Source organism: Paenibacillus sp. FSL R5-0713, from assembly GCF_037973325.1.
In the GTDB taxonomy this organism is placed as follows: Bacteria; Bacillota; Bacilli; order Paenibacillales; family Paenibacillaceae; genus Paenibacillus.
Map to the genome: position 1 here is coordinate 5,490,194 of NZ_CP150229.1, position 25,533 is coordinate 5,515,726.

General features: G+C 45.2%; 24 protein-coding genes. 10 read left to right on the forward strand and 14 right to left on the reverse strand.

The window, feature by feature from the left end; all coding sequences use genetic code 11:
• The first annotated feature begins 271 nt into the window (after nt 1-271).
• Both MKZ12_RS24410 and MKZ12_RS24415 read left to right on the forward strand, forming a co-directional pair.
• On the forward strand, nt 272-1,273 hold the full coding sequence (locus MKZ12_RS24410; protein WP_339237477.1) for an NAD(P)/FAD-dependent oxidoreductase: 1,002 nt from the start codon (nt 272-274) through the stop codon (nt 1,271-1,273).
• A 76-nt stretch (nt 1,274-1,349) separates the two neighbouring features.
• Complete coding sequence (locus MKZ12_RS24415; RefSeq protein ID WP_339237478.1) at nt 1,350-1,601, forward strand: hypothetical protein; 252 nt, start codon at nt 1,350-1,352, stop codon at nt 1,599-1,601.
• Nucleotides 1,602-1,622: 21 nt separating this feature from the next.
• Here MKZ12_RS24415 and MKZ12_RS24420 read toward each other — a convergent pair whose 3' ends face one another.
• Both MKZ12_RS24420 and MKZ12_RS24425 read right to left on the reverse strand, forming a co-directional pair.
• A complete protein-coding gene (locus tag MKZ12_RS24420; protein WP_017692430.1) occupies nt 1,623-1,766 on the reverse strand; it encodes a sporulation histidine kinase inhibitor Sda in 144 nt (47 codons plus the stop codon).
• 356 nt (nt 1,767-2,122) lie between these two features.
• A complete protein-coding gene (locus tag MKZ12_RS24425) occupies nt 2,123-2,782 on the reverse strand; it encodes a YheC/YheD family protein (RefSeq protein WP_339257227.1) in 660 nt (219 codons plus the stop codon).
• Between the two features lie 237 nt (nt 2,783-3,019).
• On the opposite strand from MKZ12_RS24425, the gene MKZ12_RS24430 reads away from it, so the two are divergent.
• Together MKZ12_RS24430 and MKZ12_RS24435 are read left to right on the forward strand one after the other, a co-directional pair.
• Nucleotides 3,020-3,274, forward strand: coding sequence for a hypothetical protein (locus MKZ12_RS24430; protein WP_062837940.1), 255 nt, complete (start codon nt 3,020-3,022; stop codon nt 3,272-3,274).
• A 26-nt stretch (nt 3,275-3,300) separates the two neighbouring features.
• The gene (locus MKZ12_RS24435) at nt 3,301-4,830 is read left to right on the forward strand and encodes a Ppx/GppA phosphatase family protein (protein ID WP_339237483.1); all 1,530 of its coding nucleotides are present in this window, start codon (nt 3,301-3,303) and stop codon (nt 4,828-4,830) included.
• Here the strand turns inward: MKZ12_RS24435 and ppk1 are convergent.
• Entirely contained in the window at nt 4,790-6,871 is a 2,082-nt protein-coding gene (gene ppk1, locus MKZ12_RS24440; RefSeq protein WP_339237486.1) for a polyphosphate kinase 1, read from the reverse strand. The genes MKZ12_RS24435 and ppk1 overlap by 41 nt on opposite strands.
• A gap of 248 nt (nt 6,872-7,119) precedes the next feature.
• Between ppk1 and MKZ12_RS24445 the strand changes: the two genes are divergently transcribed.
• The 3 genes from MKZ12_RS24445 to MKZ12_RS24455 all read left to right on the forward strand — a co-directional run bounded on the left by MKZ12_RS24445 (nt 7,120) and on the right by MKZ12_RS24455 (nt 9,839).
• Nucleotides 7,120-7,347 carry a hypothetical protein gene (locus tag MKZ12_RS24445; RefSeq protein ID WP_017692425.1) on the forward strand — a complete coding sequence of 76 codons (228 nt, stop codon included), beginning with the start codon at nt 7,120-7,122 and terminating at the stop codon, nt 7,345-7,347.
• A 383-nt stretch (nt 7,348-7,730) separates the two neighbouring features.
• A complete protein-coding gene (locus MKZ12_RS24450) occupies nt 7,731-8,744 on the forward strand; it encodes a glycosyl hydrolase 53 family protein (protein WP_339261515.1) in 1,014 nt (337 codons plus the stop codon).
• A gap of 639 nt (nt 8,745-9,383) precedes the next feature.
• Entirely contained in the window at nt 9,384-9,839 is a 456-nt protein-coding gene (locus MKZ12_RS24455; protein ID WP_339257229.1) for a hypothetical protein, read from the forward strand.
• Nucleotides 9,840-10,169: 330 nt separating this feature from the next.
• Here the strand turns inward: MKZ12_RS24455 and MKZ12_RS24460 are convergent, their stop codons facing one another.
• The 10 genes from MKZ12_RS24460 to MKZ12_RS24505 all read right to left on the reverse strand — a co-directional run bounded on the left by MKZ12_RS24460 (nt 10,170) and on the right by MKZ12_RS24505 (nt 22,073).
• Complete coding sequence (locus tag MKZ12_RS24460; protein WP_339237492.1) at nt 10,170-11,447, reverse strand: MFS transporter; 1,278 nt, start codon at nt 11,445-11,447, stop codon at nt 10,170-10,172.
• 76 nt (nt 11,448-11,523) lie between these two features.
• Nucleotides 11,524-11,976 carry an NUDIX domain-containing protein gene (locus tag MKZ12_RS24465; RefSeq protein WP_339237494.1) on the reverse strand — a complete coding sequence of 151 codons (453 nt, stop codon included), beginning with the start codon at nt 11,974-11,976 and terminating at the stop codon, nt 11,524-11,526.
• Nucleotides 11,977-12,201: 225 nt separating this feature from the next.
• On the reverse strand, nt 12,202-13,080 hold the full coding sequence (gene rarD / locus MKZ12_RS24470; protein WP_339257231.1) for an EamA family transporter RarD: 879 nt from the start codon (nt 13,078-13,080) through the stop codon (nt 12,202-12,204).
• A gap of 149 nt (nt 13,081-13,229) precedes the next feature.
• Nucleotides 13,230-13,808 (reverse strand): hypothetical protein, encoded by a 579-nt coding sequence (locus MKZ12_RS24475; protein WP_339257233.1) that lies wholly within the window; start codon nt 13,806-13,808, stop codon nt 13,230-13,232.
• Nucleotides 13,809-13,980: 172 nt separating this feature from the next.
• Nucleotides 13,981-14,865 carry an effector binding domain-containing protein gene (locus tag MKZ12_RS24480; RefSeq protein WP_339257235.1) on the reverse strand — a complete coding sequence of 295 codons (885 nt, stop codon included), beginning with the start codon at nt 14,863-14,865 and terminating at the stop codon, nt 13,981-13,983.
• A gap of 171 nt (nt 14,866-15,036) precedes the next feature.
• Complete coding sequence (locus MKZ12_RS24485; protein WP_339257237.1) at nt 15,037-15,576, reverse strand: 2'-5' RNA ligase family protein; 540 nt, start codon at nt 15,574-15,576, stop codon at nt 15,037-15,039.
• Between the two features lie 137 nt (nt 15,577-15,713).
• A complete protein-coding gene (locus MKZ12_RS24490) occupies nt 15,714-16,115 on the reverse strand; it encodes a peptidase M56 BlaR1 (RefSeq protein ID WP_339237510.1) in 402 nt (133 codons plus the stop codon).
• A gap of 255 nt (nt 16,116-16,370) precedes the next feature.
• Nucleotides 16,371-17,012, reverse strand: coding sequence for an NAD(P)-dependent oxidoreductase (locus MKZ12_RS24495; RefSeq protein ID WP_339257238.1), 642 nt, complete (start codon nt 17,010-17,012; stop codon nt 16,371-16,373).
• 424 nt (nt 17,013-17,436) lie between these two features.
• The gene (locus tag MKZ12_RS24500) at nt 17,437-21,225 is read right to left on the reverse strand and encodes a carbohydrate binding domain-containing protein (RefSeq protein ID WP_339257240.1); all 3,789 of its coding nucleotides are present in this window, start codon (nt 21,223-21,225) and stop codon (nt 17,437-17,439) included.
• A gap of 491 nt (nt 21,226-21,716) precedes the next feature.
• Complete coding sequence (locus MKZ12_RS24505) at nt 21,717-22,073, reverse strand: iron-sulfur cluster assembly accessory protein (RefSeq protein WP_062837974.1); 357 nt, start codon at nt 22,071-22,073, stop codon at nt 21,717-21,719.
• Between the two features lie 445 nt (nt 22,074-22,518).
• Between MKZ12_RS24505 and mqnE the strand changes: the two genes are divergently transcribed.
• Both mqnE and MKZ12_RS24515 read left to right on the forward strand, forming a co-directional pair.
• Entirely contained in the window at nt 22,519-23,625 is a 1,107-nt protein-coding gene (mqnE, locus tag MKZ12_RS24510) for an aminofutalosine synthase MqnE (RefSeq protein ID WP_091020813.1), read from the forward strand.
• Nucleotides 23,626-23,854: 229 nt separating this feature from the next.
• Nucleotides 23,855-24,916 carry an NAD(P)/FAD-dependent oxidoreductase gene (locus MKZ12_RS24515; protein WP_253440680.1) on the forward strand — a complete coding sequence of 354 codons (1,062 nt, stop codon included), beginning with the start codon at nt 23,855-23,857 and terminating at the stop codon, nt 24,914-24,916.
• Here MKZ12_RS24515 and MKZ12_RS24520 read toward each other — a convergent pair.
• The gene (locus tag MKZ12_RS24520) at nt 24,913-25,167 is read right to left on the reverse strand and encodes a YuzB family protein (RefSeq protein WP_036605750.1); all 255 of its coding nucleotides are present in this window, start codon (nt 25,165-25,167) and stop codon (nt 24,913-24,915) included. The two genes, MKZ12_RS24515 and MKZ12_RS24520, sit on opposite strands and share 4 nt — an antisense overlap.
• Before the next feature lie 80 nt (nt 25,168-25,247).
• On the opposite strand from MKZ12_RS24520, the gene MKZ12_RS24525 reads away from it, so the two are divergent.
• Nucleotides 25,248-25,493, forward strand: coding sequence for a NifU family protein (locus MKZ12_RS24525; RefSeq protein WP_062837977.1), 246 nt, complete (start codon nt 25,248-25,250; stop codon nt 25,491-25,493).
• Nucleotides 25,494-25,533 lie beyond the last annotated feature (40 nt).

A 25,533-nucleotide genomic window follows, 5' to 3' on the forward strand; every position in this document is an offset into this window, starting at 1 on the left:
AAAACACATAGTACAGGTCAAGGATATCTGTATTTGTAGCAAAGATCAAGGTTTTTTTTGTTATTTTTCATAACCTTTCATTTCCAATTTCATCCTATTCTCATCTGATCTTCATCAATTATTCTCAGATTCGTGATACAGCTAACTTTGCAACCCTGAATACACCGTTTATAATAGGAAAGACAGTTCAGCACCCATGCCGGTTATGATCCGTAGCCTGCACATTTTTCCTGTTAACTACCTATTAAAATATGAAAGGTGTTGTTGATTCTTGACTGCACAGAATTCCAGTCATGATATGACTGATTTACTTATTATCGGTGGAGGCCCTGCGGGTCTGTTCGCCGCATTTTACGGTGGGATGCGTCAGGCATCCGTTACACTGGTTGAAAGTATGCCACAGCTTGGCGGACAACTTGCCGCTCTTTACCCGGAGAAATACATCTATGATGTCGCCGGATTCCCGAAAGTTACAGCTCAGGAACTGGTGAATAACCTGGTTGAGCAAATGAGTCATTTTAACCCGAACATCCGCCTTGAAGAAAAGGTTGTATCAGTGGAGAAAAAGGATGAGCAACATTTCATCGTGAAGACGGATGAGAATGAATATCATGCCAAAGCTGTCATTATTACAGCTGGTGTAGGTGCATTCGAACCACGTCGCCTGGAGCTTGAAGGTGCTGCCAAGTTCGAGAAGAGCAACCTGCACTACTTTATCAGTGATCTGAATGCCTTCGCGGGCAAAAAAGTACTGATCAGTGGCGGCGGTGACTCCGCGGTAGACTGGGCACTCATGCTCGAACCCATCGCTGAGCAAGTGACGCTGATCCACCGCCGGGACAAGTTCCGTGCGCATGAGCACAGTGTCGAAAATCTGATGAATTCCAAGGTGAATGTCGTTACACCGACCGAAATCACGGAACTTCATGGGGATGACACCATTACCAAGGTAACCCTTGCCCATGTAAAAACCAAAGAAACTCAGGAAATTGAAGTGGATGACGTAATTGTTAACTTCGGATTTGTCTCTTCTCTCGGACCCATTGCCGAGTGGGGCATCGAAATTGACAGCAACTCCATCGTTGTGGATTCCCGCATGGAAACATCCATTCCAGGGATCTTCGCTGCCGGGGATATCACCACATACCCGGGTAAATTGAAGCTGATCGCTGTCGGATTTGGCGAAGCTCCAACAGCCGTCAACAATGCGAAAGTATACTTCGATCCAGACGCCAAGTTGTCCCCAGGACACAGCAGTAACATGAAACGCTAGTTTCGCTGAATGAACATATATTGATACAAAAAAGGGTATCTTACTCCTGAATGAATCCAGATCAGGAGGGATACCCTTGTCTTATATATGCCCGCTGTGTAACGGTCTGGTTGTACCGGAGCAGGCTTGCCCCCACTGCCTTCAGGGACTGTTAGAATGCGGCAAATTGGACGACTACACCGGACCATACAGCCCCTACGTATTCCAATCTTCCTCTGACACGGCAGACGAAGTCGAAAACGTTTGCAATCATGTGTTGTACTGTCCACATTGTCAGACGAGCACGCCATGGCCTGTCTCACTATGGGACTTGTCCGGAAACCTGTAACATTGCCTGCAATGAGGATCTCTAGTGAAGAATGGCAGATACGTCGGTACCCAGTTTGCGCTTATGGATTTCTGCCAACAGCAGTGCGATGAAATCTCGTTCGAGATTCAACTCAATCGCTTTATGGTAGGAATCCAACAACATCTCATCGGATAACATAGCCATTTCCCGCCACAACCTTTCCTTTTTTTTCCTCAAAACTATCATATCAGAGTTTCATATAGAGAACAAGCGTTCTTGTTATCCACAACGTTATGTGGAAATCCTGTGCATAGTTTGTTGATAAATGGAAAAAATGTAGAGTAATCAACGTGTATAGTGTGGACAATATTTATGCACAGGCCTGTTGTACTACGGTAAGAACGTTTATCTGCGTATTTTTATTTGGAATAAATTCATAGTTTCAAGACTTGTTGCGAGTAAATTACCCGGTAATGTAAAATTTCAAACCTTTTTCATACTGTTTTCTTCTATATATTATCGGTTTTTCTTGGATTTTCTTGAGCTTTCCCATTCATTTTCTATTGGGGTCTGGTATTCACTTCCAGAATCCAGATCTTGCCTGAATAATCCAGTCCATAATCGAATCCAAGCTGACCAACACCAGGGAACTGACGTTCCATAATGTATGTGCATGTCAGTGTAAGTGAACGCATCTCCCTGCGTTTGTGTCGACCAGATATATGGGGCAGGGATAAACTGAGAGCTTGCCTTCCTGATAACATGGTGCCACCCTTGCTCAGATTCGTTACACAAAGTCCGGGACGAGCGAGTCGTCCAACCAAGGAACGGAATACCCAGCCTCGGTCTGTTTTAACAACTTTGACTCTGTAATCAACAGGTCTCCCTTGAATCGTTGCCAGATGAATGCCTTGCTGGATCAAGTACCTGCGTCTAGCCTTTACACGCACCAGAGAGCGATACATCTGGCTGAAACTGGCGAAAGAACGTGTCGTTTTCATATGGGTGTATCGATAAGCCCCACCGCTCGCCGATACCCGAATAACACCATAACCTCCGCCACCTACAATAGGTTTGACGTACACCATTCCATAACGACTGAGCATGTGCAGCAGATTCCCTGAGTTGAACGCCTTGGTCTGTGGAATATGGACAGCAGCTACAGGGTATTTCATCAGTGCCGCTGTCTTCCGCCACTTGCTTGCAAGCTGTCTCGACATGGGTTGATCTCCTTCCCTAGAACAATAGTCCTTCCTTATACATACTCAACAGTAGCCTTGCTTTCTTGGATGTCTGTCCACGGCAGGGGCCCCTTTTCCATGAAACTTGTCCCAGGGTGATGGCGGAAACGGGAACAAGCGCCCGGTTTGCTTTTCAAACAAGTCAATCTGTCGTATGCTACTAAGGAACGGCTTGGAAGGGCTTAAATACGAGGATCTAAGGAGCGTTTAGAACAAATGGAAGCATTTTTCAAATCACTTTATGGCGTAGCCTATTTTGCAATGTCGATCGTTCTGGTAGCCGTTACGGTACTTCTCTTTGTCACAGGTATTCGACTGTTTATTCAAAAGCGCAATCGCGGCTTTGCCGTGAGTTGTCTTATATTTGCCTGTTTCATCGTCTTTATCATTGTTGTTATGTTAACCACGCCCTTCTCTGCCACACCGCCGGGTTCACCGGAAGCCATGGCTGCCCTTCTTCACTTCGGGTAGTTGAACCTCTGTAGAAGGAGATGCTTATGACACGTACTAATGAAACCATAGGAATTATTGATATCGGCTCGAACTCCATTCGTCTGGTTATCTATGAACTGGATCAGGATGCAGCCTATCGCATCATTCATGAAGACAAATACGCTGCTCGTCTGAGCAGCGTTGTTGAGTCGGATGGCACCATCCTTCGCCATTCTCTGGATAAAGCCATCACCATCTTGCGTCAATTCAAAGCGACCTGTGAAGCGTATCAGACCAAACTAATCCGTGCAGCAGCTACGGCAGCCATTCGTAATGCAAGCAATGTCCTGCAGATTATCGAATGGCTGGAGACAGAGACGGGGCTTACCATCGAATGTGTATCCGGAGATCGGGAGGCCTATTACGGTTTCCTTGGTGTTACTCAGTCCATTGATCTGGCAGACGGGTTCGTCGTAGATATTGGAGGCGGCAGTACGGAGATCACAGTCTTTCGGGATCGGAAGAGGTTAAATAGCATTTCCCTCCCCATTGGTGCAGTGAATTCACATGCCCGTTATGGGGGGGAAGATCAGTGGACCGAGGAGAATGTGAATGCGCTGTGCAATGAAGTCATTCAAGCTCTCCGTGGACAGGATTGGATTCATGAGCATCCTGGTCTGCCACTCATCGGACTTGGCGGCACGATGCGTACACTCGCCAAAGTGGAGCAGAAGCGTACCCAGTACTCGCTGCCTGTCACCCATCATTATGAGATCAGCGAGCAAGCAATGGAGAACATCGCTCGCTCCCTGCCACATCTCACTTCGGCACAGCGCAAAAAGGTGCCAGGGCTCGCTAAAGATCGCGCAGACATCATCGTGCCCGGCGTATTGATCCTGCGAACCGTCTTCCAGTTAATACAGGGAGATCGTTATGTGGTTAGTGGTGCAGGTCTGCGAGACGGGTTGCTGCGTGATTACTTGGCTGGAGGTCAGCCGGTCGTTCCGGACGCGCTGAAGGACAGCATCCGTAATTTTATCCATTTTGGTCCGCCTATTCCAGAGAAACGTCTGCAACGGATTCATCAGGATGCGGTTACCCTGTATACTGCACTAGAAGGTACTGCTCCTGATGAGGCAGATGCCCGAATCCTGTATGCGTCCTCCATGCTGCACATGGCAGGCAAGCAGATTAACTATTTCCGTTATGCGCAGCACTCGGCTTATTGGATTATGAATGCAAGCATCTATGGACTTTCCCACCGAGAGACGATCCTTAGTGCCAGTGCGGCCGATTATCATCCCAAAAAAAGAACGCCCCAGCTGCTTAATAAGCACCGGGACATTCTGAAAAACTCGGATGAGCGACATGCTCATCGTATAGGCTCTTTGCTGCGTGTAGCCGAAGCGATTAATCGATCCGAGAGCATCGCTGCGATTCAAGCAACCAAAGAAAACGGCTCGCTGCAGGTGCAGTTCACCTGTACAGCAGAGCCGTTACTGGAACTTGATGGTCTCGAAGAGGCCGTCAAGGATCTGAAGGAAGCCTGGGGAATTACGTTATCGTACTCCATTCAGCAGGTTTCCAAGGGATAATTCCCATAGCCTCCGTCTGACTTCTCAGCGGGGGCTTTTCATTTTTTACAAATACATAATTGCCACCAGGCATAAGCTCTCTGGCTTTGACATTATCATTAAGGGACAGATTAAGAATATCGACCAGCATCTTCTTCAGCTCTGGATCGAAAACGGGACACATCAGTTCAATTCTTCGATTGAGGTTACGTGTCATCCAGTCTGCACTGGAGATGAATACATCCGGGTTGCCGCTATTTTCAAAATAAAACAACCGTGAATGCTCCAGAAAACGATCCACAATGCTAATGACCCGAATATTCTCACTGAGCCCCTCGACCCCTGGACGCAGACAACATACGCCACGTACGATCAGATCAATCTGCACACCGGCCTGAGAAGCCTCGTACAACTCATCAATCATATCCTGATGGGATAAGGAATTGATCTTGGCTATGATTCTGGAAGGTTTGCCTTTCAGCGCGTGTTCCGTTTCTCGACGAATCAGTGAGAACAGCTCATCCTTCATACCATCTGGAGCTACACGGAACGCTTGCAATGCCTTCGGACCGGAATATCCGGTAATCTCATTGAACAACTCGGAGGCATCTTCCCCAATAATCGGATTGGAGGTGAACAGACCTACGTCCGTATACACTTTGGCTGTACTCTCATTGTAATTACCGGTTCCTACATGAACATATCGTCTCAACCCCTGCTGTTCCCGGCGTACGACAAGAATGATTTTGGCATGTGTCTTGAGTCCAACCAGCCCATAAACCACGTGACAACCGGCTTTCTCCAGCTTACGCGCCCAAGCAATGTTACGCTCCTCATCAAACCGGGCTTTCAGTTCCACTACCACCGTAACCTGCTTACCACTCTCAGCCGCAAGTGCAAGTGCCGGAATAAGGCGTGAATCGCCATTGACCCGATATAATGTCATCTTGATGGCCAGCACTCTTGGATCTTCCGAAGCCTCCAATATAAAATCAGTGACCGGTTCAAACGATTCATACGGATGATGCACCAGTACATCGCGTTTGCGCAGCAGCTCAAAATGACTTTCTCTTGGCAGAAACTCCGGTGGATAGACTGGCTTTACCGGACTGTATTTCAGATGTGAGAAACTTTCCAGACTGTCCACGAATCCAGCCAGAAAACTCAGATCGAGTGGTCCATCAATCTCGTACACCGGGTCTTGGATTTCGAATTCCTCCTGCAATTCCAATAAAGCATCCGGACGAAAATCTTTGCAGACCTCCAGTCGAACAGGAGCACCTCTGCGTCTGCGCCGTAATTCTTTTTCAATCGCTTCAAGCAGATCTTCCGCTTCCTCTTCATTAATGAACAGATCCGCATTGCGGGTCACCCGGAATTCCTGTGCAGCAAGCGAGATATAACCGCTGAAGAGTGTATGAATATGATGTTTGATGAGGTCTTCAATCAGGATGAACGTTTTCTTTTTGCTATTCGCCCGAATGGGAGCCTGCACTACCCGCGGAAGATTGGAAGGTACCTGGACAATGGCCATAAACGGCTCGCCCTCTTGCTCCCCTTCCTTCTGCAGCATTACGGACAGATAGACCGACTTGTTGTGCACCAATGGGAACGGACGACTCTGGTCAATCGCCATCGGTGTGAGTACCGGGAAAATAATATCATGAAAGTACTGGTCCATTGCGCGCTGTTGTGTCACATTAAGATCTGTATATTCCTGAATGTTTACGCCTTTCTTGGCGAGTAGACGAATGAGTTCACGATACGTTTTATATTGTTCGGCGACCATGCCCCCGGTTCGTTTGATCAATCTGCGGTACAATCCCGAAGGCGTGTATCCTGTAAAATCCTTTTGCGTGAATCCGGCCTTGATCTTCTCTTTCGTCTCTGCCACCCTTACACTGACGAACTCGTCCAGATTACTAGCGACAATACCGAGAAATCTCATGCGTTCCAGCAGAGGCGTTGTTGGATCCTGGGCCTCCTGAAGTACGCGCCGATTAAATTCAACCCAACTCAAATCACGATTAACGTAGTTACCTGTTTTGACGTCTCTATGCATGTATGGCCTCCGAATGTGTTGCATATCTATTCTTCGTTAGAAGTTCTCCTATAATTGTACTATTCGTAATCAACATCAAGCGTCAGCGCAGTGTAAACGCTACGTAAAATTTATGTAAATGATACCTCATGGCCGCAACTTTTTCCATCCCTTTACAAAGGTCAATAGACAGAGTAAAGTGAAGTACAGTGTGATTTGGTCCGGTTGCTAGTTCTCATTCCAAATATATCTGATTAAAGGAGCATATAATGAAATCCAACAAACCTAGAACGTTACAAAAAAATATAGAGTTTTTCACGGCGGCACTATCGCAATGTATGGTAAGCGCATGGCAGGAAGACCCGGCTGGCGTCTATTGTGAGGTCGGTTGTGGCATTGTAGAGCGGATCAGTGAAGACAGTGTACGCATCCGAAACAATGACGGAACGAAGAGTCATTATGCACGAGATATCACGATGTTCCAGACTGAAAAATAATTTTGCATAAATACGTAAAAAAGACTAGCTTTCCGAAACAAGGTGTTGTATACTCTTGCCACAAGGAAAGGAGGTGCGTCAACATTTCTAATCACATGTTGAACGTGTCCCTTACCCGATCCACTAGCTCAAATTAAATGAGTCTGGTGGAGGCGCGGGATACGGATCAATGTTTCAAAAAGCGCCACGGGTAAAAAAGCCGTCTTCGGACGGCTTTTTGTTTTGTCTTTTTCTGTAGAGAGGTTGAGAAAACACCCAAAATATTGGAAATAGACCCTTTAGCAGTTTAAACCAGGATGGCTATAATGAAGATGCAACTCAACCCAAATCCGAGGAGGCATCTTGTAATGTTCAAAAATGTAAGGGGTTTCAAGACATCCATCATGTTGGCTTTTGTTTTGTTATTCACCTCCATCCTGTTACCCGCAGGTCAGCATGCCAGCGCAGCACCAAGTTTCGCCAAAGGAGCAGACATCAGTTGGGTTCCAGGCATGGAAGCCCAAGGCTACAAATGGAAAGATAAAAACGGGGTACAGCGCGACATCATTGATATTTTGAAAAACGACTATCAAATCAACTCCGTTCGCATTCGAGTATTCGTTAATCCGTCAAATGATTATGGGAACGGTTACATGAATAAGGATCGTGCAGCTGCACTCGCACAACGTGCCAAGAATGCTGGCATGAGCGTAATGCTCACTCTGCACTACAGTGACTCTTGGGCAGACCCTGGTCAACAAACCAAACCTGCCGCATGGAAAAATTACACATTCCAACAGCTCATGGATGCGGTATGGAACCACACTCGTGATGTCATGACGGCGATGCAAAGCAAAGGCGTTACCCCGGACTGGGTACAGATCGGGAATGAAACAAGCAACGGCATGTTATGGGAAGATGGCAAAGCATCCACCAACATGAAAAACTATGCGTGGCTGGTAAACACAGGCCATAACGCAGTGAAATCCCTGAGCAGTGGCACCAAAACCATTGTGCATCTGGCAGGTGGAGATGATAACGCCCTCTATGTATGGAATATTGGTGGTCTGATTAATAACGGAGCCAACTTTGACATGATCGCCATGTCCCTCTATCCTTCCGCTTCCGGCTGGAACACCGCTGTGACCAATACGGTAAACAATGCCAAAGATCTGATCAACCGTTATGGCAAAGAGATCATCATTTCTGAAATTGGCATGGACAATAACCAGGCTGCGGCTGGTAAAAGTTTTGTTGCTGCGATGAAAAACCAAATTCGCAATCTGCCGAATGGCAAAGGTAAAGGTGTATTCTACTGGGAGCCTCAGGCTACACCAGGATACAACGGCGGCTATGGCAAAGGCGCATGGCAGTCCAACATGATGCCAACGGCGGTCATGGAAGGATTCATTGACTAGAACACGGAGAGGTTAGAAGTTTGGATGCGAGCAGTGGTGGCGTTCCGGTGGCGGATCGTTCTTATGATCGCTGTTATCCCCAGATTTTATGAATTCCCTTATTAGGGGAAAATCCGGGGATAAAGGCGACCGCTTCGCTTCTTCAGAATCGATTCCGCCCCCTCCACTACGTTGCTGCTCCTTGAGAAACTTCTAAAACCGTGTGTAGTCAAGTTATTAAGTAGTAAGTTAAAACAAGGGCTGAAGGCGCTAATCCCGGTGGAAGTGGCGCCTTTTTTTGATGAAGGGCGTTAAGGGGGCAGCGTGGTGGGCGTTCCGGAGTCGGATCGTTCTTATGATCGCTGTTGTATCCTAATTTCTTAAACAACTCTTTATAAGTTGAAATTAGGATACAAAGGCGCAGTGTATGCTTACGATGTAGCTTTCTTGCAGAAAGCTTTTAGCTTCGCTTCTTCAGACTCGATTCCTCCCCCTCCACTACGTTGTGCTTCTATGAGGCACTTCTAGAGCGTGTTGCGGTCAATCGAGAGGTGCACTACTCGGGCTGGAGACTGATGTTCTTTTAGCTTACATATGAATATAATAAGTTTATTGAGACAACACATAGGATCAACTTCTTATTGGAGCGGGGGAAAATGGATGAGTTTTTTAAAAGGGATGGGGCAGTTGGCTGGGGAAGTTACCGGGAAAGTATTGGGCGGCAGTGTGCGGGTTGTGGGTGAACTTGCAGGAAGTCCTTTTATCAAAGAAATCGGGAACGGCGTAGAGAAAGCTACGATCAATACAGGAAAAACCGTTGGGCAACTGGCTAGCGGGACATATGATCTGGCCAGTGGTGCAATTCGAAAAGACGATACCGCCATAGACGCAGGGCTTGCCGATATTGGAGGTGCCGTAACCACTACTGCAAAAGGTGTAGCGATATCAGCCAAGTATGTATATAACAGTGGTAAAGATGTTGTTGTGGGCATGAAAGAGGAAGATAAGGACAGAGTCAAGCTTGGTGCCAAGAATCTTTTAGCTGCTGCTGCGGTAACAACACTCGCTGTCGGTGTCATTGATGCAGTTGATGGGCCTGAAGGTATAGATACGTAGGAATCCGGAGTCTGTGGTTTCCACGGATATCAGCTAAACCTTTCTTACTGGCCCCGAGATATAAGCGGCATACCAGCCGCTGTCTTAAATACGACCATGGCCCACCGTTTAGAAACAAAAAAGCATATTGTTTGGCTACATACTAAAAAGCTGATTCCAAATATCAATATCTTAGAATCAGCTTTTTACGACATTCCGTATTATTCTCGAAAATTCATACATGTCGAATCCGCTGGACCTGGATTCCATTTATCAAATAATCTCATAATTCATACTAGTTACTTATTTATAAAATTTCGTTTATAGAAAAGTTTTATCTAATCCCCTCAACTAATCCACCGTAGCTTCAGAAGTGGCCTTGTGCCGAAAAGCCTGGTAATTCAGCAACCCCACAACGATGGCTAATATAGTCAATCCGGACGCAAACAGGTAGAGGTTCACAATGCCTATATATTCGGCGAGCACAGCCATACCGAGCAAGGAAATGCAAAATATCAAATGCATAAGAGATGCCTGGGCAGACAATACCTTGGGCAGCAAATGTTTGGTCACTCCACTCTGAATCAAGGCACGGCGATTAATCATGGAAAGCTCTGCGAACGGCCCCATCAGCATAACGAATATGAGAGCAATGAAAGGCTCTGTATTCAGTGCATAAAATGCAGTCAGTACGCCATAACCGGCCATACCGATCATCATCACGGCGAAATAACGGTTGCCAATCCTTCGTGCCAAAGCAATCACCAGCAAGCCTCCAGCTATGGTTCCAGCAAAATAAGCAGCATTGATGAATCCCCACCATTGCTCCCCTTGTCCCAGTGCGACTTGAACAAAAGCCAAGGTAAAGGCACCTACCCAGATTGAACCGCCAAGCATATCGATCATATCCATAAACGTAAGCACTCGTAGACGAGGAACATTCCATATTATTTTCCAGCCTTCGGTTAAGGTATGCCACCTGCTTGTTTTAAGTATAGGCAAGACATCAGAAGATATGTGCAACTCCTTTGCTCCAGTTTGCTTCTCCGTTGGTTCATAGACCCCAAGCGTAAATGCCGCAGCCAAACCATAAATAACTGCTGTTAACAGTAGCGTCGGGCTAGCCCCAATCAAGGCGACCACAACACCGCTTAGACCCCAACCTGCAAACTGTACAACCTGATCACTGACACTCATAAGTCCGTTCGCCTTAAGAAGACCTTGCTCGTGTGTCACGAGACGTGGAATAAGGGCATTCCGAGCCGGCGTTGTCCAGCCGTCGAGAAAGGACATGACAAATACAAGTGAAAATACGAACACCAGGGATGCTGCCTCTCCGGTGAGCTTCAAATAAATAGCCAGCCAAGCGAACAGCAGAAATTGCCCTGTTTGTGACAGCAGAAGAAGCCTCGACAACTTGAAACGTTGAATCAGCAAAGGGGCAATCAGACTGCTGAGCATCTGTGCCCCGCTGCGCATCAGCGGCAAAAGTGCCGCTGATATAAGCGAATCGGTCCGGTTAAGCACCATTACCGTAAGTGCCATAATATATAGTACATCGGCTGCATTCGCAGCCGTTTGCGTGGTCCAGAGGAAATAGAAAGGACGCGTTAAATAGGATGATTTCATGAACAATCGCCCACCGTTTCATAGCAAGTAAAGAAACAAAATTACAGTCTATCGAAAACCATTTCTATAAGCCATGTTACAGCTGGTCGTGGAATAGATTTAAGGAATATTCTTTTTGGGAGACTACATGTTCCATAATTTGTCGCATGACTCCCGGATCTCGTAACTTTAGCAAGTTCGGATTCAACAAATCCTCAGGAGCTACCCACATCGAATCCATGATCTCCGTTGTATCTAATCGAAGAGAACTACCAACAATTGTACCCTTGAAGTGGAATAAAACAACTTGACGATTGGTACTGCTAATAAAATTGTAAACCCCTGTAGTAGCTGTAAGTCTAACATCAAAACCTGTTTCTTCCTTGACTTCTCTTCGTGCTGCTTCCAAAATATCTTCACCATGTTCGACTCTACCTGAAGGGAAATTCCATGTATGTCTAACCGATTCCTTGTTTTCCTTAATTATAAGTATCTTATCGTTATGTATTATAGAAACACTCACAACCATTACAATCCCGTTTTGTGTCATTAGTTCGGACCCCCATAGCTGAAAATAGTCACTGCATCAATTAGAACATACGTTCCTTTTTTTGTAAATAAATAATTCATATCTCATTACACTGAGCTGCACTAAACCAAAGCACAAAAGCAGCCGACCTCATTGATCGACCGCCTTCTTGTGTGTTCGAATTCCTTTCCATCCTTTGGAGTGAACGCCATTAGAACTTCATATGTTACAAGGATAGCTACGCCTTCAGCTTACCTTAGCAAGTCGCGTGGCACGCATCGATGCGGTTGCATATACGATAAGCGCAATCCAGATGAGAGCGAAACCAACGAGCAGAACTGGCGAGACCGTTTCCTTGAACACGAACACGCTCAGGATCAGCATGATGGTCGGCCCAATATACTGTACAAATCCGAGTGTGGACAACGACATCCGAGCTGCCGCCCGTGCAAAGAACAACAGCGGCAGCGCCGTCACCACGCCGGCTAGAAGTAATTCGATGAACATGGGTGCAGGCAGCGTCCATGCCGTTGCTTTTCCCACTATGGCCAAGTAGATCCAGTAACCGAGTGCGATGGGCAGAACTACAGCGGTCTCCGAAAATAAGCCCACAGAAGCGTCTTGCTTGATCTTCTTCTTCGCCAGACCGTACAAGCCGAACGACACAGCCAGCGAGATCGCAACCCATGGGAAACGCCCGTAGTCGATGGCAATGATAAGCACCGCGACACCAGCGATGGCAATCGCAAGCCATTGTCCACGGTTTGGCTTTTCATGAAGGAAGACAACCGCCAGAAGCACGTTCAGTAACGGGTTCAAATAATAGCCCAGACTTGTCTCAACCACATGACCGTTGTTAACTGCCCAGATGAAGATCAGCCAGTTAATAGCAATTAGCAGCCCACTCGCGGTAAGGGACAGTAGGGTCGAACGACTGGTCAGAATGCGCTTCATATCACCCCAACGACGTTGGACGGCAACGAAAATTCCCATAAAGACAAATGACCAGACGACCCTGTGCGATAAAATCTCACCTGCCGGTACATTTTCAAACAACTTCCAATACAGCGGGAGAACCCCCCACATGATATACGCAATGATTGCGTTGATTAATCCACTATTCATAACGTTTTCCCCTCTTATTACTCTGATGTCTCAACGGATTATACGCCTCAATCCTCGTTTTAGTAAAGGGGTAATAGGTCCTGCTGGAAGACACGCTCACGTTCAACAGATTATTTTTTAAGCAAAATTTTCACTTTAATACAGCGAGATTATACTTGGCCATTTTTCTTTCTTACAATTATAAAGAGAATAAAAATCGCCACTAATACGACTATACCTACGATATACATATCCATATCTCGCTCAAACATAAACCACATTTTGTGTTCCAAGTTTACTGGTTGTTTGGGTGGATATCCTTCCCCGAATAGTTCAGTTGCTTGATCAACATTGTTCATTTCGATGGTCGAACTGCACGGACTACTGCTTAACTCGCCATTCGCCTCACTAAAGTAGATTAAGTATTTGTTGCCTTCCTTGAAATCAACCCCCCAAGTATAGTTCGTCACGATCATTAATTGAGAGTCAACTTCAGTATTCCAACTCCTCTCAGCTTCCACTAAAATATATCTGAATTTCTCTTTTGTGCCCGTAAACCCTTCTTGCTTTAAGTCCACCTTTATTTGCTTTACTTCTCCATAAACAGCACCCGTATTTCTTTCTAACTCTTCTTGGGGACTTCCCGATTCGGCACATGACAAAGCGTTAATATCCTGTACATTAGAACCAAAAAACACGGTAGAGATTAAAAACATCAACGTGATTATACGTAGCTTCAGTTTTTCCACCTTCTTCTAATGACGTTTTTTGTGCATCTTTATTGACCTGTTTAACAGGAGAAATGTTGCATCTTCTTTTGCCGTTAGGTGGATCAACAAAGAAGCAACCAATCGGACAGAGTTGGTCGCTCCACTTTTCTTTATTAAGTTACCATTCAAGAATAATCTAAAAGAAATAAAACTAAGATATTTTTCTTACAGCAAACCATAGCTCAACAAAATTCAGTCCATCTTTAATTCCGGTAATTTCAAATTCCATTCCGTCGACCTGTTCATATCCAGTAGTAGGAAGCCATTCGGAAAAGAAGCGTCTATATAAAGTTTCAATGGTTTCATCGAATTTATCCCATGTAAAGGGATCAGATGAAAAGATCGCCCACGTGTGTGCTGGTATCGTTATATTTGTGTAACCATCGGCTTTACTTGTTTCACCTTTAAATGCACACAACATGTATGGGAAAGTATCCTCCCCAGTTTTTTTGTAGCTACATACGGCATGCACTTTATGATAATTCGAATCCAAAGAGTTCGGTAGATTACCGGCAGTTGCAGCAAGTCTTTCAACCTCACCGTTTTCGTGGCTTTGTTTCCATAGTTCTGCCGGTGTTTCTGCACCATTTAATTGAAACACTTTCTCGATTCCAAATATTTCGAAAGATTCTTTTGTTTCGATACGATAGTTCATCGGCTCTTCCCCTTTAATTGAAATAAGGAAGGAAAGCCGAGGATAGGCTTTGAGGGCAATGCCTTCTTCACGAGCCATCGCTGGATTAACACCATGCAACGATTGAAAAGCTCTTGCGAATGATACCGGTGATTCATATCCATACTTTAAGGCAATGTCGACAACTCTCCTGTCACTATTCTGCAATTCAATTGCAGCCAGAGTCAGCCGTCTTCTTCGTATATATTCCGCAAGTGAGACATTGGTAATGAACGAGAACATTCTCTGAAACTGATGTGAAGAACAATACGCACACTGAGCAATTTCCTTCAATTCGATCTCACCAACTAAGTTCATTTCAATATAATCCAATGCCCGATTCATCCTCATAAGCCAATCCATGTCATCCCTCCTCTCGATAAAAGTATAGTTTCATCAGGTTTTCGTATCGCAACTATTTGTGCGCAATTAAGTTTCCTATCCGTCGAAGTATATATGTTGTAAATATTCTTTCCTCCGTTAGCTTGGACTTTTAGGTACCATGCCGCTAATGTTCCTGTTAATTGAATCACTTTACTTTTCAGTTCCCAATTGGATGTCTTCAAATGGTACGTATTTATTTGGATCAACTTCTTTATATACGCGTACATATTTGACATCAAAGGTTGGAAAAGGAGCCAATTCTTTAATTGTTAGGAGCTTCATTTCTTCAATCTGCGTCTCGCTCAACCCCCAATAGATTTGCCCCAAGGTTAAATGAGGATGATATTTATCCATTTCAAAGTAACGGTCTATAAGTTCTTGTGATGGAGAAATCACTTTTACCAACTTTCGATGTAACTCAATGACCTTGCTCGTTTCAACACTAAGAAATGTGACAGCATTTCCGAATGATCCTGGTTCTGATAAGGATAATTGAAAACTTGGCATTAAAGAGCATGTCTGTCTCACGCTTTCTAACCAATGAAGATCAACGGTAAGACCACCCTGCGCTTTTACAGTGATATGAGGCTCGACTACATCATTAAGACGATTACTTGACCAACGATTACGAAATGCCACAATCTTTTCTTTATAATCATCTGGAGGGGTAATTCCAATGAAGTATTTCATATTACCGTCACATCCTTTAGGTAACTAAATAAATCTTAAAATCAAAAAGCAGTCGACCCTTTTGATCAACTGCCGAATGGTGTTCATTTCATTAACGTTTCAGGATAAAGCTACATTTGATCCTATTTTGGTTACGTTCACTCTCCTCCAACATGAAACACACCAATGACGGTTTCACCATCCTTGTCATACAGTGGGATATCATAACCATCTGGTGATCTGTTGTTTTGCATTTCGATAGCTTCTTCAGGTGTATTAGGTAGCTCGCCTTCCATGTCTTTTTTCAGCAGGTATCCTTCTGTACCATCCACACCAAAAGCCAAGATCAAATCAGGTTCAGTTTCAGGAGATGTCGCATATACGGCAGAACCATATGTCTGTCCGTTCTGATTTTTTGGATAAAAAGAAGTGATGTGCATTTGATTCAACGTATTTTTAACATTTGCATACTGGGGTAACCCTAACCCTGAACCACTTGATACACTCATCATAAAAACCGCAATCATCAATAGTATAATTCCTTTAGAATACATCTTCACAACTGTTCACTCCCTTATACTTTTAGGCTCGCAGAAATTCTGATTAAGAAAAAGTAGTCCTCCATATAATCGAATTTAAATACCATATTTAGAATAATATAACACAGATTCAAAGGAATAGTCGGAAGTTGAACGATAATCCTCTAACCTGTCTAACTTTATCAGAACATCCCTCTTCGATAACGTAAAAAAACGGACACCGATCTGTGTTAGATCAGTGTCCGTTTGTATGTTCCATAAGATAATTTAAAAGTGTTACTTCGCTTCGCCAACAACAGTAAAGCGCTCGTTTTTGTGTTGTGGATTCTCGATCTCATCCACCAAAGCAATCGCATAGTCAGCATAGCTGATGTAGCTGTTTCCTTCACTGTTCACGAGAATAACGTCGTTACCTGCTTGATATTTGCCTGTGCGTACACCTTCTGGATTAAAGAATCCGGCCGGGCTCAGGAATGTCCATTGGATACCTGAGGATGCTTGCAGATCCAGCAAGTTTTGGCCTTGGTTCGTTGCAGTTGCTTTGTAAGCATCAGGGAATCCAGGGGATTCAAAAACACGCAATGTTTTGGACTCGTCTGTGAACAGGCTTCCAGCTCCACCCACGACGATCAAACGAGTGTTTGGGGCATCCTTCAGGATGTTGATCAACGCTTGTCCTACTTCCACATGCAGGTTCTCTTTCCCTGCTGGAGCACCAAATGCATTTACAACCACATCAAACGCTTTAAGATCTTCAGCTGTAAGATCGAATACATCTTTCTCCAGCGTATTCAGGCTTTTATCTTCCAGTTTGGATGCATTACGAACGATTGCCGTCACTTTATGCCCTCTGTCTGCTGCTTCTTTCAAAATCACACTTCCTGCTTTGCCTGTTGCACCAATGATTGCAATGTTCATCGTAATCTCTCCTTTAAATTATCAATATTGTTTATGTTTGAACTTCATATTGTAACTATAGTTGTTACAACTAAACTTGTCAACCCGTATTCTTTTCTCTCTTTCAAACCTCGTAAAATGAAAAGATTTGTAGTTGGATTTCTATCTTTTATCGTCCTTCAATCCGAATTAGAAAGGCCCTGTCCATCCATAGATGTACAAGGCCTCCTAACTATAAAATGTATCAGCAATAGGCTATCGATGTAGCATGACTAGGTGGTTCGTTACACATCATATTGCTTAGATTTTATGCATCCATGAATATTTTTACGTCATACGATTAGTTGTTCCCTTTGTAAAGACAGTCCATTCGCTCCAATAGATAGGAAAGCTGATGGGTTCTCAATAAGATTCGTACTCGTTGCATTTCCAGGTATTCCTGGAGTTATAACACACCTGCATTGTATGTGCTTACCCCGAGAGGAAAGAGATAGTTCCTTCCCGCATTGTTATCCCATATACCGCTACCGTTGTTAAATACCGCTTCTAGTCCCGTAGCAGTTCCTACATCAATGGTAATTTTGTTATATCCGGTGAGCTCGGATGCCGGAATGGCAACGCCTGGCGGTGTCGTCCAATTCCCTCCTGCAGGGCGGTAATGAATATTGGGTTGGGCAAACCCCTGCTTGTAGTAGATGGTTACACTGTTACTTTTCGGAGCATCATCGGTCGTTACGCTTAGCTCAGCACTTGCATCCGATTTGTTCTGTGCTGCATCAAAGGCCCTAACTGTATAAACATAACTCGTTGATGCCTTCAGGCTATTATCCGTATATGCAGTTGTCGTACTCGTGCCGATCTTCACACCATCACGCAACACTTCATACCCGGTTACGCCTACATGATCGGTTGACGGATTCCAAGCCAATGTTACACGATCAGCCGCTTGTGCAGTCACGGTCAAACCGGTTGGTACGCTTGGAGGTGTTATATCCACGTGAGGCGCTCCTTGTGTAATGACTCCGGAATTATAGGTGCTAACCCCTAATGGAAACTGATAATTTTTTCCTCCATTATTATCCCATGTGCCACTACCATTGTTAAACACAGCCTCCAGCCCCGTCGCTGTACCCACATTGACTGTCATCTTGGTGTATCCGGGCATCTCGGCTGCCATCATTTTCACACCCGGAGCAGTCGTCCATGTCCCCCCTGTTGGACGATAGTGAATATACGGGTTCGGATAGCCCAGTTTATAATATATCGTTACCGCATTACCTTCTTTGGTACGTACCGAAAGAGCCACACTAGCAGGTGAAACGTTGCCTGCTGCATCTATCGCTTTAACCGTATATACGTATTCTGTTGCCGGTGCAAGGGACTCATCCGTATAGTTTAGTTTGGTTGATTCCCCTACTTTTGAACCGTCTCGATAGATTTCATATTTTGCTACTCCGTAATTATCCTCGCTGGCTGACCAGTCAATTGTCACAGCGGATGAGGTAGCATTCTGTACAGCTACATTTGCAGGCGCTGTTGGCGGCTCTGTATCTGCTGCCAACGTTTGGATCTGTACAGTTGAACTGGCGGAAGAGACATTATTCGCCTTGTCTCTCGCCTTTATACTGTATGCATATGATTTCTTAGGCTCAAGACCGATATCCGTATATTCTGTTGTCAGCGAACTTCCAACTTTGACCCCATCCCGATAAATATCATAGCCCTCAACACCCACATTATCAGTGGATGCTTCCCATTGCAGTGTAATGCTGCGATCTGTCACACGTTTTGCATTGACTTCTGTTGGCACTGAAGGCGGTGTCCGATCGACCACCAGGAACGGATGTGTGCCCTGGATTGTTCCATTCGCATCTTCCACAATTTTGCCCGATGTGTCTTTTTTATATTTTCCCATACCCACATATACCGTCTGTATCTCACTGCGCGTAACATTGCCTTTCGCATCGACAGCTTCAATATAATAATCGACCAGTTGATCCTGGAAATCGTTGAAATACGTGTAATACATATCCCCGATCTCCTGAGCAGGTACACGCTTAAACATATCTGTGCTGCTTGGCTGCCAGGCCACACCGTTCATATCCGATTTAAGATCACGTTTCGTCATCGGATATTCTTGCCAGCTACTCACTTTCGTCGGATCGATGTTGGATACCCCTTTGGCCTTGAGCCCAGCAGGATCGTACACACGGAAGGTGTTGTCCTTGGCATCTGCCAGCTTATCCCGATGTGTCCGTACCTTCACCTTAATATCATTCACACCGTTAACATCATAAGCATAGGTATAAATACCGAACGTATTGTCAAAATAATGAAGTGTCCACCCTTCTGCCTTGCTGACATTGGCGCTTCCAGGATTATATGGATAACGCTGCGGCCACCATATCGATGGTCCGGTACGGTCCTTCGCGAGTTGACTACTTACATAAGGCTTGGAAAAGAAGAGCGACTGATTGAAAGATAACGTCGGCTTTACCCCATCATCCACATTTTCATCATAATAACCAAACCCGGAATCCAGTGCAGGCAGGAGGAAATACCAGCTTAACTCTGCCGGGTTCGCACCTCCCTTATAATTATTAGCAGGATCTCCTTTTACCGGGTAAGCCATCATCCAAGGATTAAGCTGATTGCCCTCATAAGTGATCTCACGGTCTAGTGCCGTCGTTGGCTTCCAATGGTTCGGATTGCTGTCCAGCCAAATCTGTTCAGCTGTCTTGGCATAATTCAGTGCAGCTTGCTCAAGCGCAAAATTACGCTCCAGATAATGGTATCCATATTCAAACGATACGGTCATCCCTTCCTGTACACCATCCAAATTTTTCTTCGGCTCCAGATTAAGGCCTGTAGCCTTGTTGAACGCTTCAAACTGCCCTTTCCAGATTCCAAATGGAAGACGCCAATGATACCATGTCGGATCTGATGAGGAGTCCCGCGTATCGATCCACGAACCGTCTTGAACATGCACTACATCGTCGGCTTTTGGTGTGTTAGTCCGCAAGTATTCATTGATACTCTCTCCCTTCACACCCGGCTGAGCATAAGTCACATTTCCCGCATTGCGCCAAGTATCCTCTGATCCTGCACGTCCTGAAGAATTATCCCCATCATGAGCAATCACGAAGAACTGCTTCTGATCAACCATTCCTTCAAAAGGCTTCAGCGCATCTGCCTTGACTGAACCCTGATACCCTTCTTCCCACGACTCTGCCTGGGCCACAGGGATACCAACAATCTTTTTCTCAGCACCAGTTTCAGGATTCACATGACGCACCCAATGAGGCGTAGAAGCAAATGGATATTTGTTATGAACCACCTGTTTCTCATTGAACATGGGAGAAGATACCCACGAACCCACATTGCTCGTATTCTGCAAATCCGCTCGGTTTGGCGGTGACACCATCGTATCTTTGCCCGGATCGTTCAGTAGCGGATAGTCCTGGAGAGTTCGCGAAAAATGATTATTTCCAATTACGGACCACTCAATGCCGAGTTGATCCAAGACCGGGATAATCCGTTCCGAGAAACCCAGCTCGGTGGGGAAAAAACCTTTGGACGATTTAAAGCTGTCTCCCAGAAAAAAAGGTTGTGCCAGCACAGCATTCTGGTAGATCAAATCCTTTAGCAAATATTCATTGCCAGCCAATGGCCCCATGGAATGGTGTCCGGAGAAGTGAATGAGATCCATCGTCCGTTCTCCATTCGTTGTTTTGAGGTTATTGTAAGCATTCTTCCATGGCGCACCCCAATCTTTATTTTTGTAACCGTTTACATTATTGGTATACATAAAACTGTTCACATTGTTCAATACCGAACCTGACATGGTTACCTGCATCCCTGCAGCAGGGTGATTGTTCCTCAGGTCACCAGCAACTTGCCACGGCCAGTTCAGATAAGCACCTGTCTTTGCATGGTGACTATAATACGCCACGAGATCATCATGTGGCATAGGCGCTCCCCCGGGTAAAAAGTATGGATATCCTGCCGGTGGGTTATTTTTCAGATCGATGACTTGCCCATCATATGTGTAGCGGATTGGGGATCCCACAGGTGCAGAAGCATACTTGGATGTGTCGTAGTAGGCCCAGAAATTGGGCATATGGTTATGATACACATGAGAAGCCGAAATTTCGGCATAAGCCGCTGTATTTTGGGTAGAAATAATAATCGATAATACCAACAGGAATGCGCCGAGCTTGCGCTTAAGATCCATGTTCTTCCTCCCTTATTTGCTCCCCTATGGGAAACAAGAATTCTCGTTATTTGCCTAAGCTCTCTAACCCATTTAACGTTTTAGCATGTTCTGGAATCAAGACACTTTTTAATTCGTATCTCTACAACTCCTCCTCCTTCCCTCTACCCTGTTGTTTCGTGTTCTTCTGTGCTGTTTAAATTTGGTGACTTTTTGTGCAAACGTTTGTACAAAAGGGGATATCCTAGAGATTTTCTTAGAAGACCCGAACTGTAAAACCGCTTTTTTAGCATGAATACTGTGCCCTTATTATTGCAAACGTTTGCACAAATAATATACTTGCTATTGGAACATAATGTCAATACTGAAGAAACGTGATTTTATACCCTCTATATCTTGGAATCGGTAAGTTAGAGAACTCAGCTCCCCCTGCCATAATGTCAAAAAAAAACACAATCCCAAGCGAATGTCCTTCGCTGGAACTGTGCCTTATCATTGCAATCAATTTTATATTAACAATCCTTATCCGGCACACCCGCATCTTCCTTCGTACGGAAAGAAGATCCACAGCCACAAGTGGCTACCGCGTTCGGATTATGAATGGTGAACCCGCCCGTCATACCGGATTCTTCAAAATCAATTTCAAGTCCATTCAGATATTTCAGGTTTTCCTTCTCGACTACAACCTTCATGTTCTGAATATCCATATACAGGTCCTCATCGGACTCTTTATCATCAAAGCCCATGGCGTACGAAAATCCGGTGCAACCGCCCGGTGCTACGCCAAGACGCAGGAACATACCAGGTGTCTCTTGCTGTGCAAGCATCTCTTTCAATCTGTCAGCAGCCGTTTCGCTGATGTTAATCATGCCAGGTCACTCTCCTTTTCATTAACTCTTCTTTAAATTATACTCCACCCCGTCAAGGGTCTCAAGTCATGTTTGCCTCTTTCCGCGTTCCCCCTGTACTCCTTTTTCTTCCCAGTGTATTGAACCCCCGGGACACGAGGTTTATAATGAATAGGTGGTCGCACTGAAATGTCGTTATTTTGTCATGACTTATTCAGACGATGGTCATAATTGGAGTTGTAATTTTTTTCACATTTCGAGACTGCAACGCAGTCCCCAATGCATATATGAGTCAACAGACTCCATTTTTTGAAAAAATTTAGCTTTCATATGCAGCACACGCTGCACCGGGTAAATATGAGTTAGTCCAACTAAGAAGGCGGCAGTTGACCGCATCTTTTCTATGTAGTTCTGTATGCAGATCCTACACACGACTCAAATCCGGTTAAGAACAGGAGGAAACAATATGTCTACATTGGTAACACCGTTCACAGACAAAAGAATGGCTGAAATCGTCGAGAAAGTGCAGAACGGCGTAAGGCTGAGCGTAGAAGACGGCGTATATCTGTATGAAACAGATGATCTGCTGACTTTGGGCCAGCTGGCCAATGAGGCCAACCTGCGGAAGAATGGCAAGAAAGTATATTTCATCGAGAACATGAGTCTTTACTTTACGAACGTATGCGAAGCCCACTGCGCTTTTTGTAATTTCCGCAAAGACCAGGGTGAAGAAGGCTCTTATACATTATCCGGTCAGGAAATGATCGATTATGTGGAACAGCATATTCATCCGGGCGTACGTGAGTTCCATATCGTAGGCGGACATAACAACCATGTTCCTTTTCAATATTATGTCGATTCCCTGCGCGCTTTAAACGAGAAATATCCGGATGTTACACTGAAAGCTTACACGGCAGCCGAGATTGATTTCTTCACCCGGATTAGCGGACTCAGCATCAGAGAAGTTCTGCAAGAGCTGCAAAAAGCAGGTCTGAAAACATTGACTGGTGGCGGCGCTGAGATTCTGTCCGATGAATATCGCAAAAAAATGCGTGTGGACAAAGCCAACGTGGACCGTTATCTTGAGGTGCACCGCACAGCTCATGAGCTCGGCATGCGTACACATACGACGATGTTGTATGGATCGATCGAATCCTATGAGGATCGCGTTAACCATATGGTGCAGATTCGTGAATTGCAAGACGAGACCAACGGATTTATGGTCTTTATCCCTCTTTCCATGCAGCCAAAAAGTAAAAACGCGAGCATTATGCGTCGTAACTCGGCTTATGAGGATCTCAAAACAATTGCGATTAGCCGTCTGATGCTAGATAACATCGATCATATCAAAGCATACTTCATTAACATCGGCCCACAGCTGACTCAAGTCGCTCTTGGTTTCGGTGCTTCGGATGCACACGGTACGATCGTTCGGGAACGGATTAGTCATGCGGCAGGTGCACTCACACCTGAAGGCCTTACACGTAAAGAGCTTATATGGCTCATTAAGGGTGCAGGACGTATTCCGGTAGAACGTGATACGTTCTACAATGAAATTCAAGTGTACGAATAAGATATAAATACAATCAATATTGCACCCGCACCACTCCAGAACGCAGCTTTCATGATAGGGAGACGTTTGAATTCGAGTGGTGCAAACTGCTGAATAATATCTTTAATTTTCAATGCCTACTTTTCAACTAATCAAATCCTAACAAAAGGAGCAGCTATGTTTTTTGCATAGCTGCTCCACAGTTTACAGCCCCATTTCAGTGGGACTGATGCAGAAAGGAAGCCGAGTCATGAAAAATTTTGTCATTCTTGGAGGCGGTTATGGCGGCCTCACCATCATCAAGGAACTTCTGGAAGGTAAGATTCCATCCGATACACAGATTATTTTGGTGGACCGCAGCCCCTTTCAGGGATTAAAGACCGAATATTACGCACTCGCAGCAGGAACCGTATCCGATTATGACCTGCGTATCCAATTTCCAGTGAACGATAAAGTCACTTACCGTTATGGAGAAGTTACTTCAATTGACCTGGAACAGCGTCAGATTGAATTTGAAGGCCAAGACCCGCTTGAATACGATAAACTTGTTATTGGACTGGGTTGTACAGACCGGTTCCACAACACACCAGGCGCTGAAGACTACAGCTGTACCATTCAGAGCTTTAGCAAAACACGCGAGACTTACCTGCGTCTTAATGAAGTCAAAGCCTATGGCAATGTGCATATTGTAGGCGGCGGATTAAGTGGTGTCGAGATGGCAGCCGAACTTCGTGAGAGCAGACCGGATCTGAACATCAGCATTCTGGATCGTGGTGAACGTGTATTATCCGCTTTCCCGCAACGTCTGTCCGTGTATGTACATGAATGGTTTAACGAACATCAGGTAGAGACACGTGGACATATCGCCATTTCGCGTGTTGAGCCCAATGCCATCTATAACCGGGATGAACAGATTCTAACGGATGCTGTCGTCTGGACGGCAGGCATTCAGCCTGTAAAAGTGGTACAGGATCTGGACGTGACCAAAGACCCTCAAGGTCGTGTCGTCCTGAATGAATACTACCAAATCCCGGAATATACCGATGTATATGTGGTTGGTGACTGTGCCAGTGTACCTTATGCACCTAGCGGTCAAGCTGCGGAAGTACAGGGTGAGCAGATCGCCCATATTCAGCATGCCCTCTGGAAAGGCGAAAAGCCCAATCCACATCCACTCAAGCTTCGTGGCACACTGGGTGCACTCGGCAAGAAGTCCGGGTTTGGGCTAATGGGCAAAACGTCCATGATGGGACGTGTACCTCGTATTTTGAAAAGTGGTGTGCTCTGGATGTCCAAGCGCCATCTCGGTTAGTCGAGATCGAGCTCATCCCAGACATCGGCTTCGGCAATTTTGGCCAGAATGGCGTTATATAGATCTTCCACTTTGTCCGTGATGACTACTTCACCATTCACCAGTGCAAATGGAGTCATAGAACATTGGCCACAGTTGGTAAGGCAGCCGTATTCAATCACGTCATAGTCTGGATTTTCTTCCAGTTGATCCATGACTTCATCTGTGCCAAAATGCATATTGTTGGCACAAAATTCAATAATCGGTCTCATGTAGGTTCACCTGCTTTGTTTGACCATTTTAATTTATGGCCATTTGTAATATAATATAATAAGGAAAGGAGTTGAAAAATATGAGCGAAAACGCACAAGACACCATGTATGATGAGGTATCTGATGTTCTTGACAAGCTTCGTCCGTTCCTGCAACGCGATGGCGGTGACGTGGAACTGGTTGACGTGGAAGACGGCATCATTAAGCTGAAACTGGTCGGTGCCTGCGGCAGTTGCCCAAGCTCCACCATTACCTTAAAAGCCGGGATTGAACGTGCCCTTCTCGAAGAAGTTGAAGGTGTACAAGAAGTCGTACAAGTATTCTAATCAATCCTTCACGAAATAAACCTCAAGAGCCTTTCGCTTC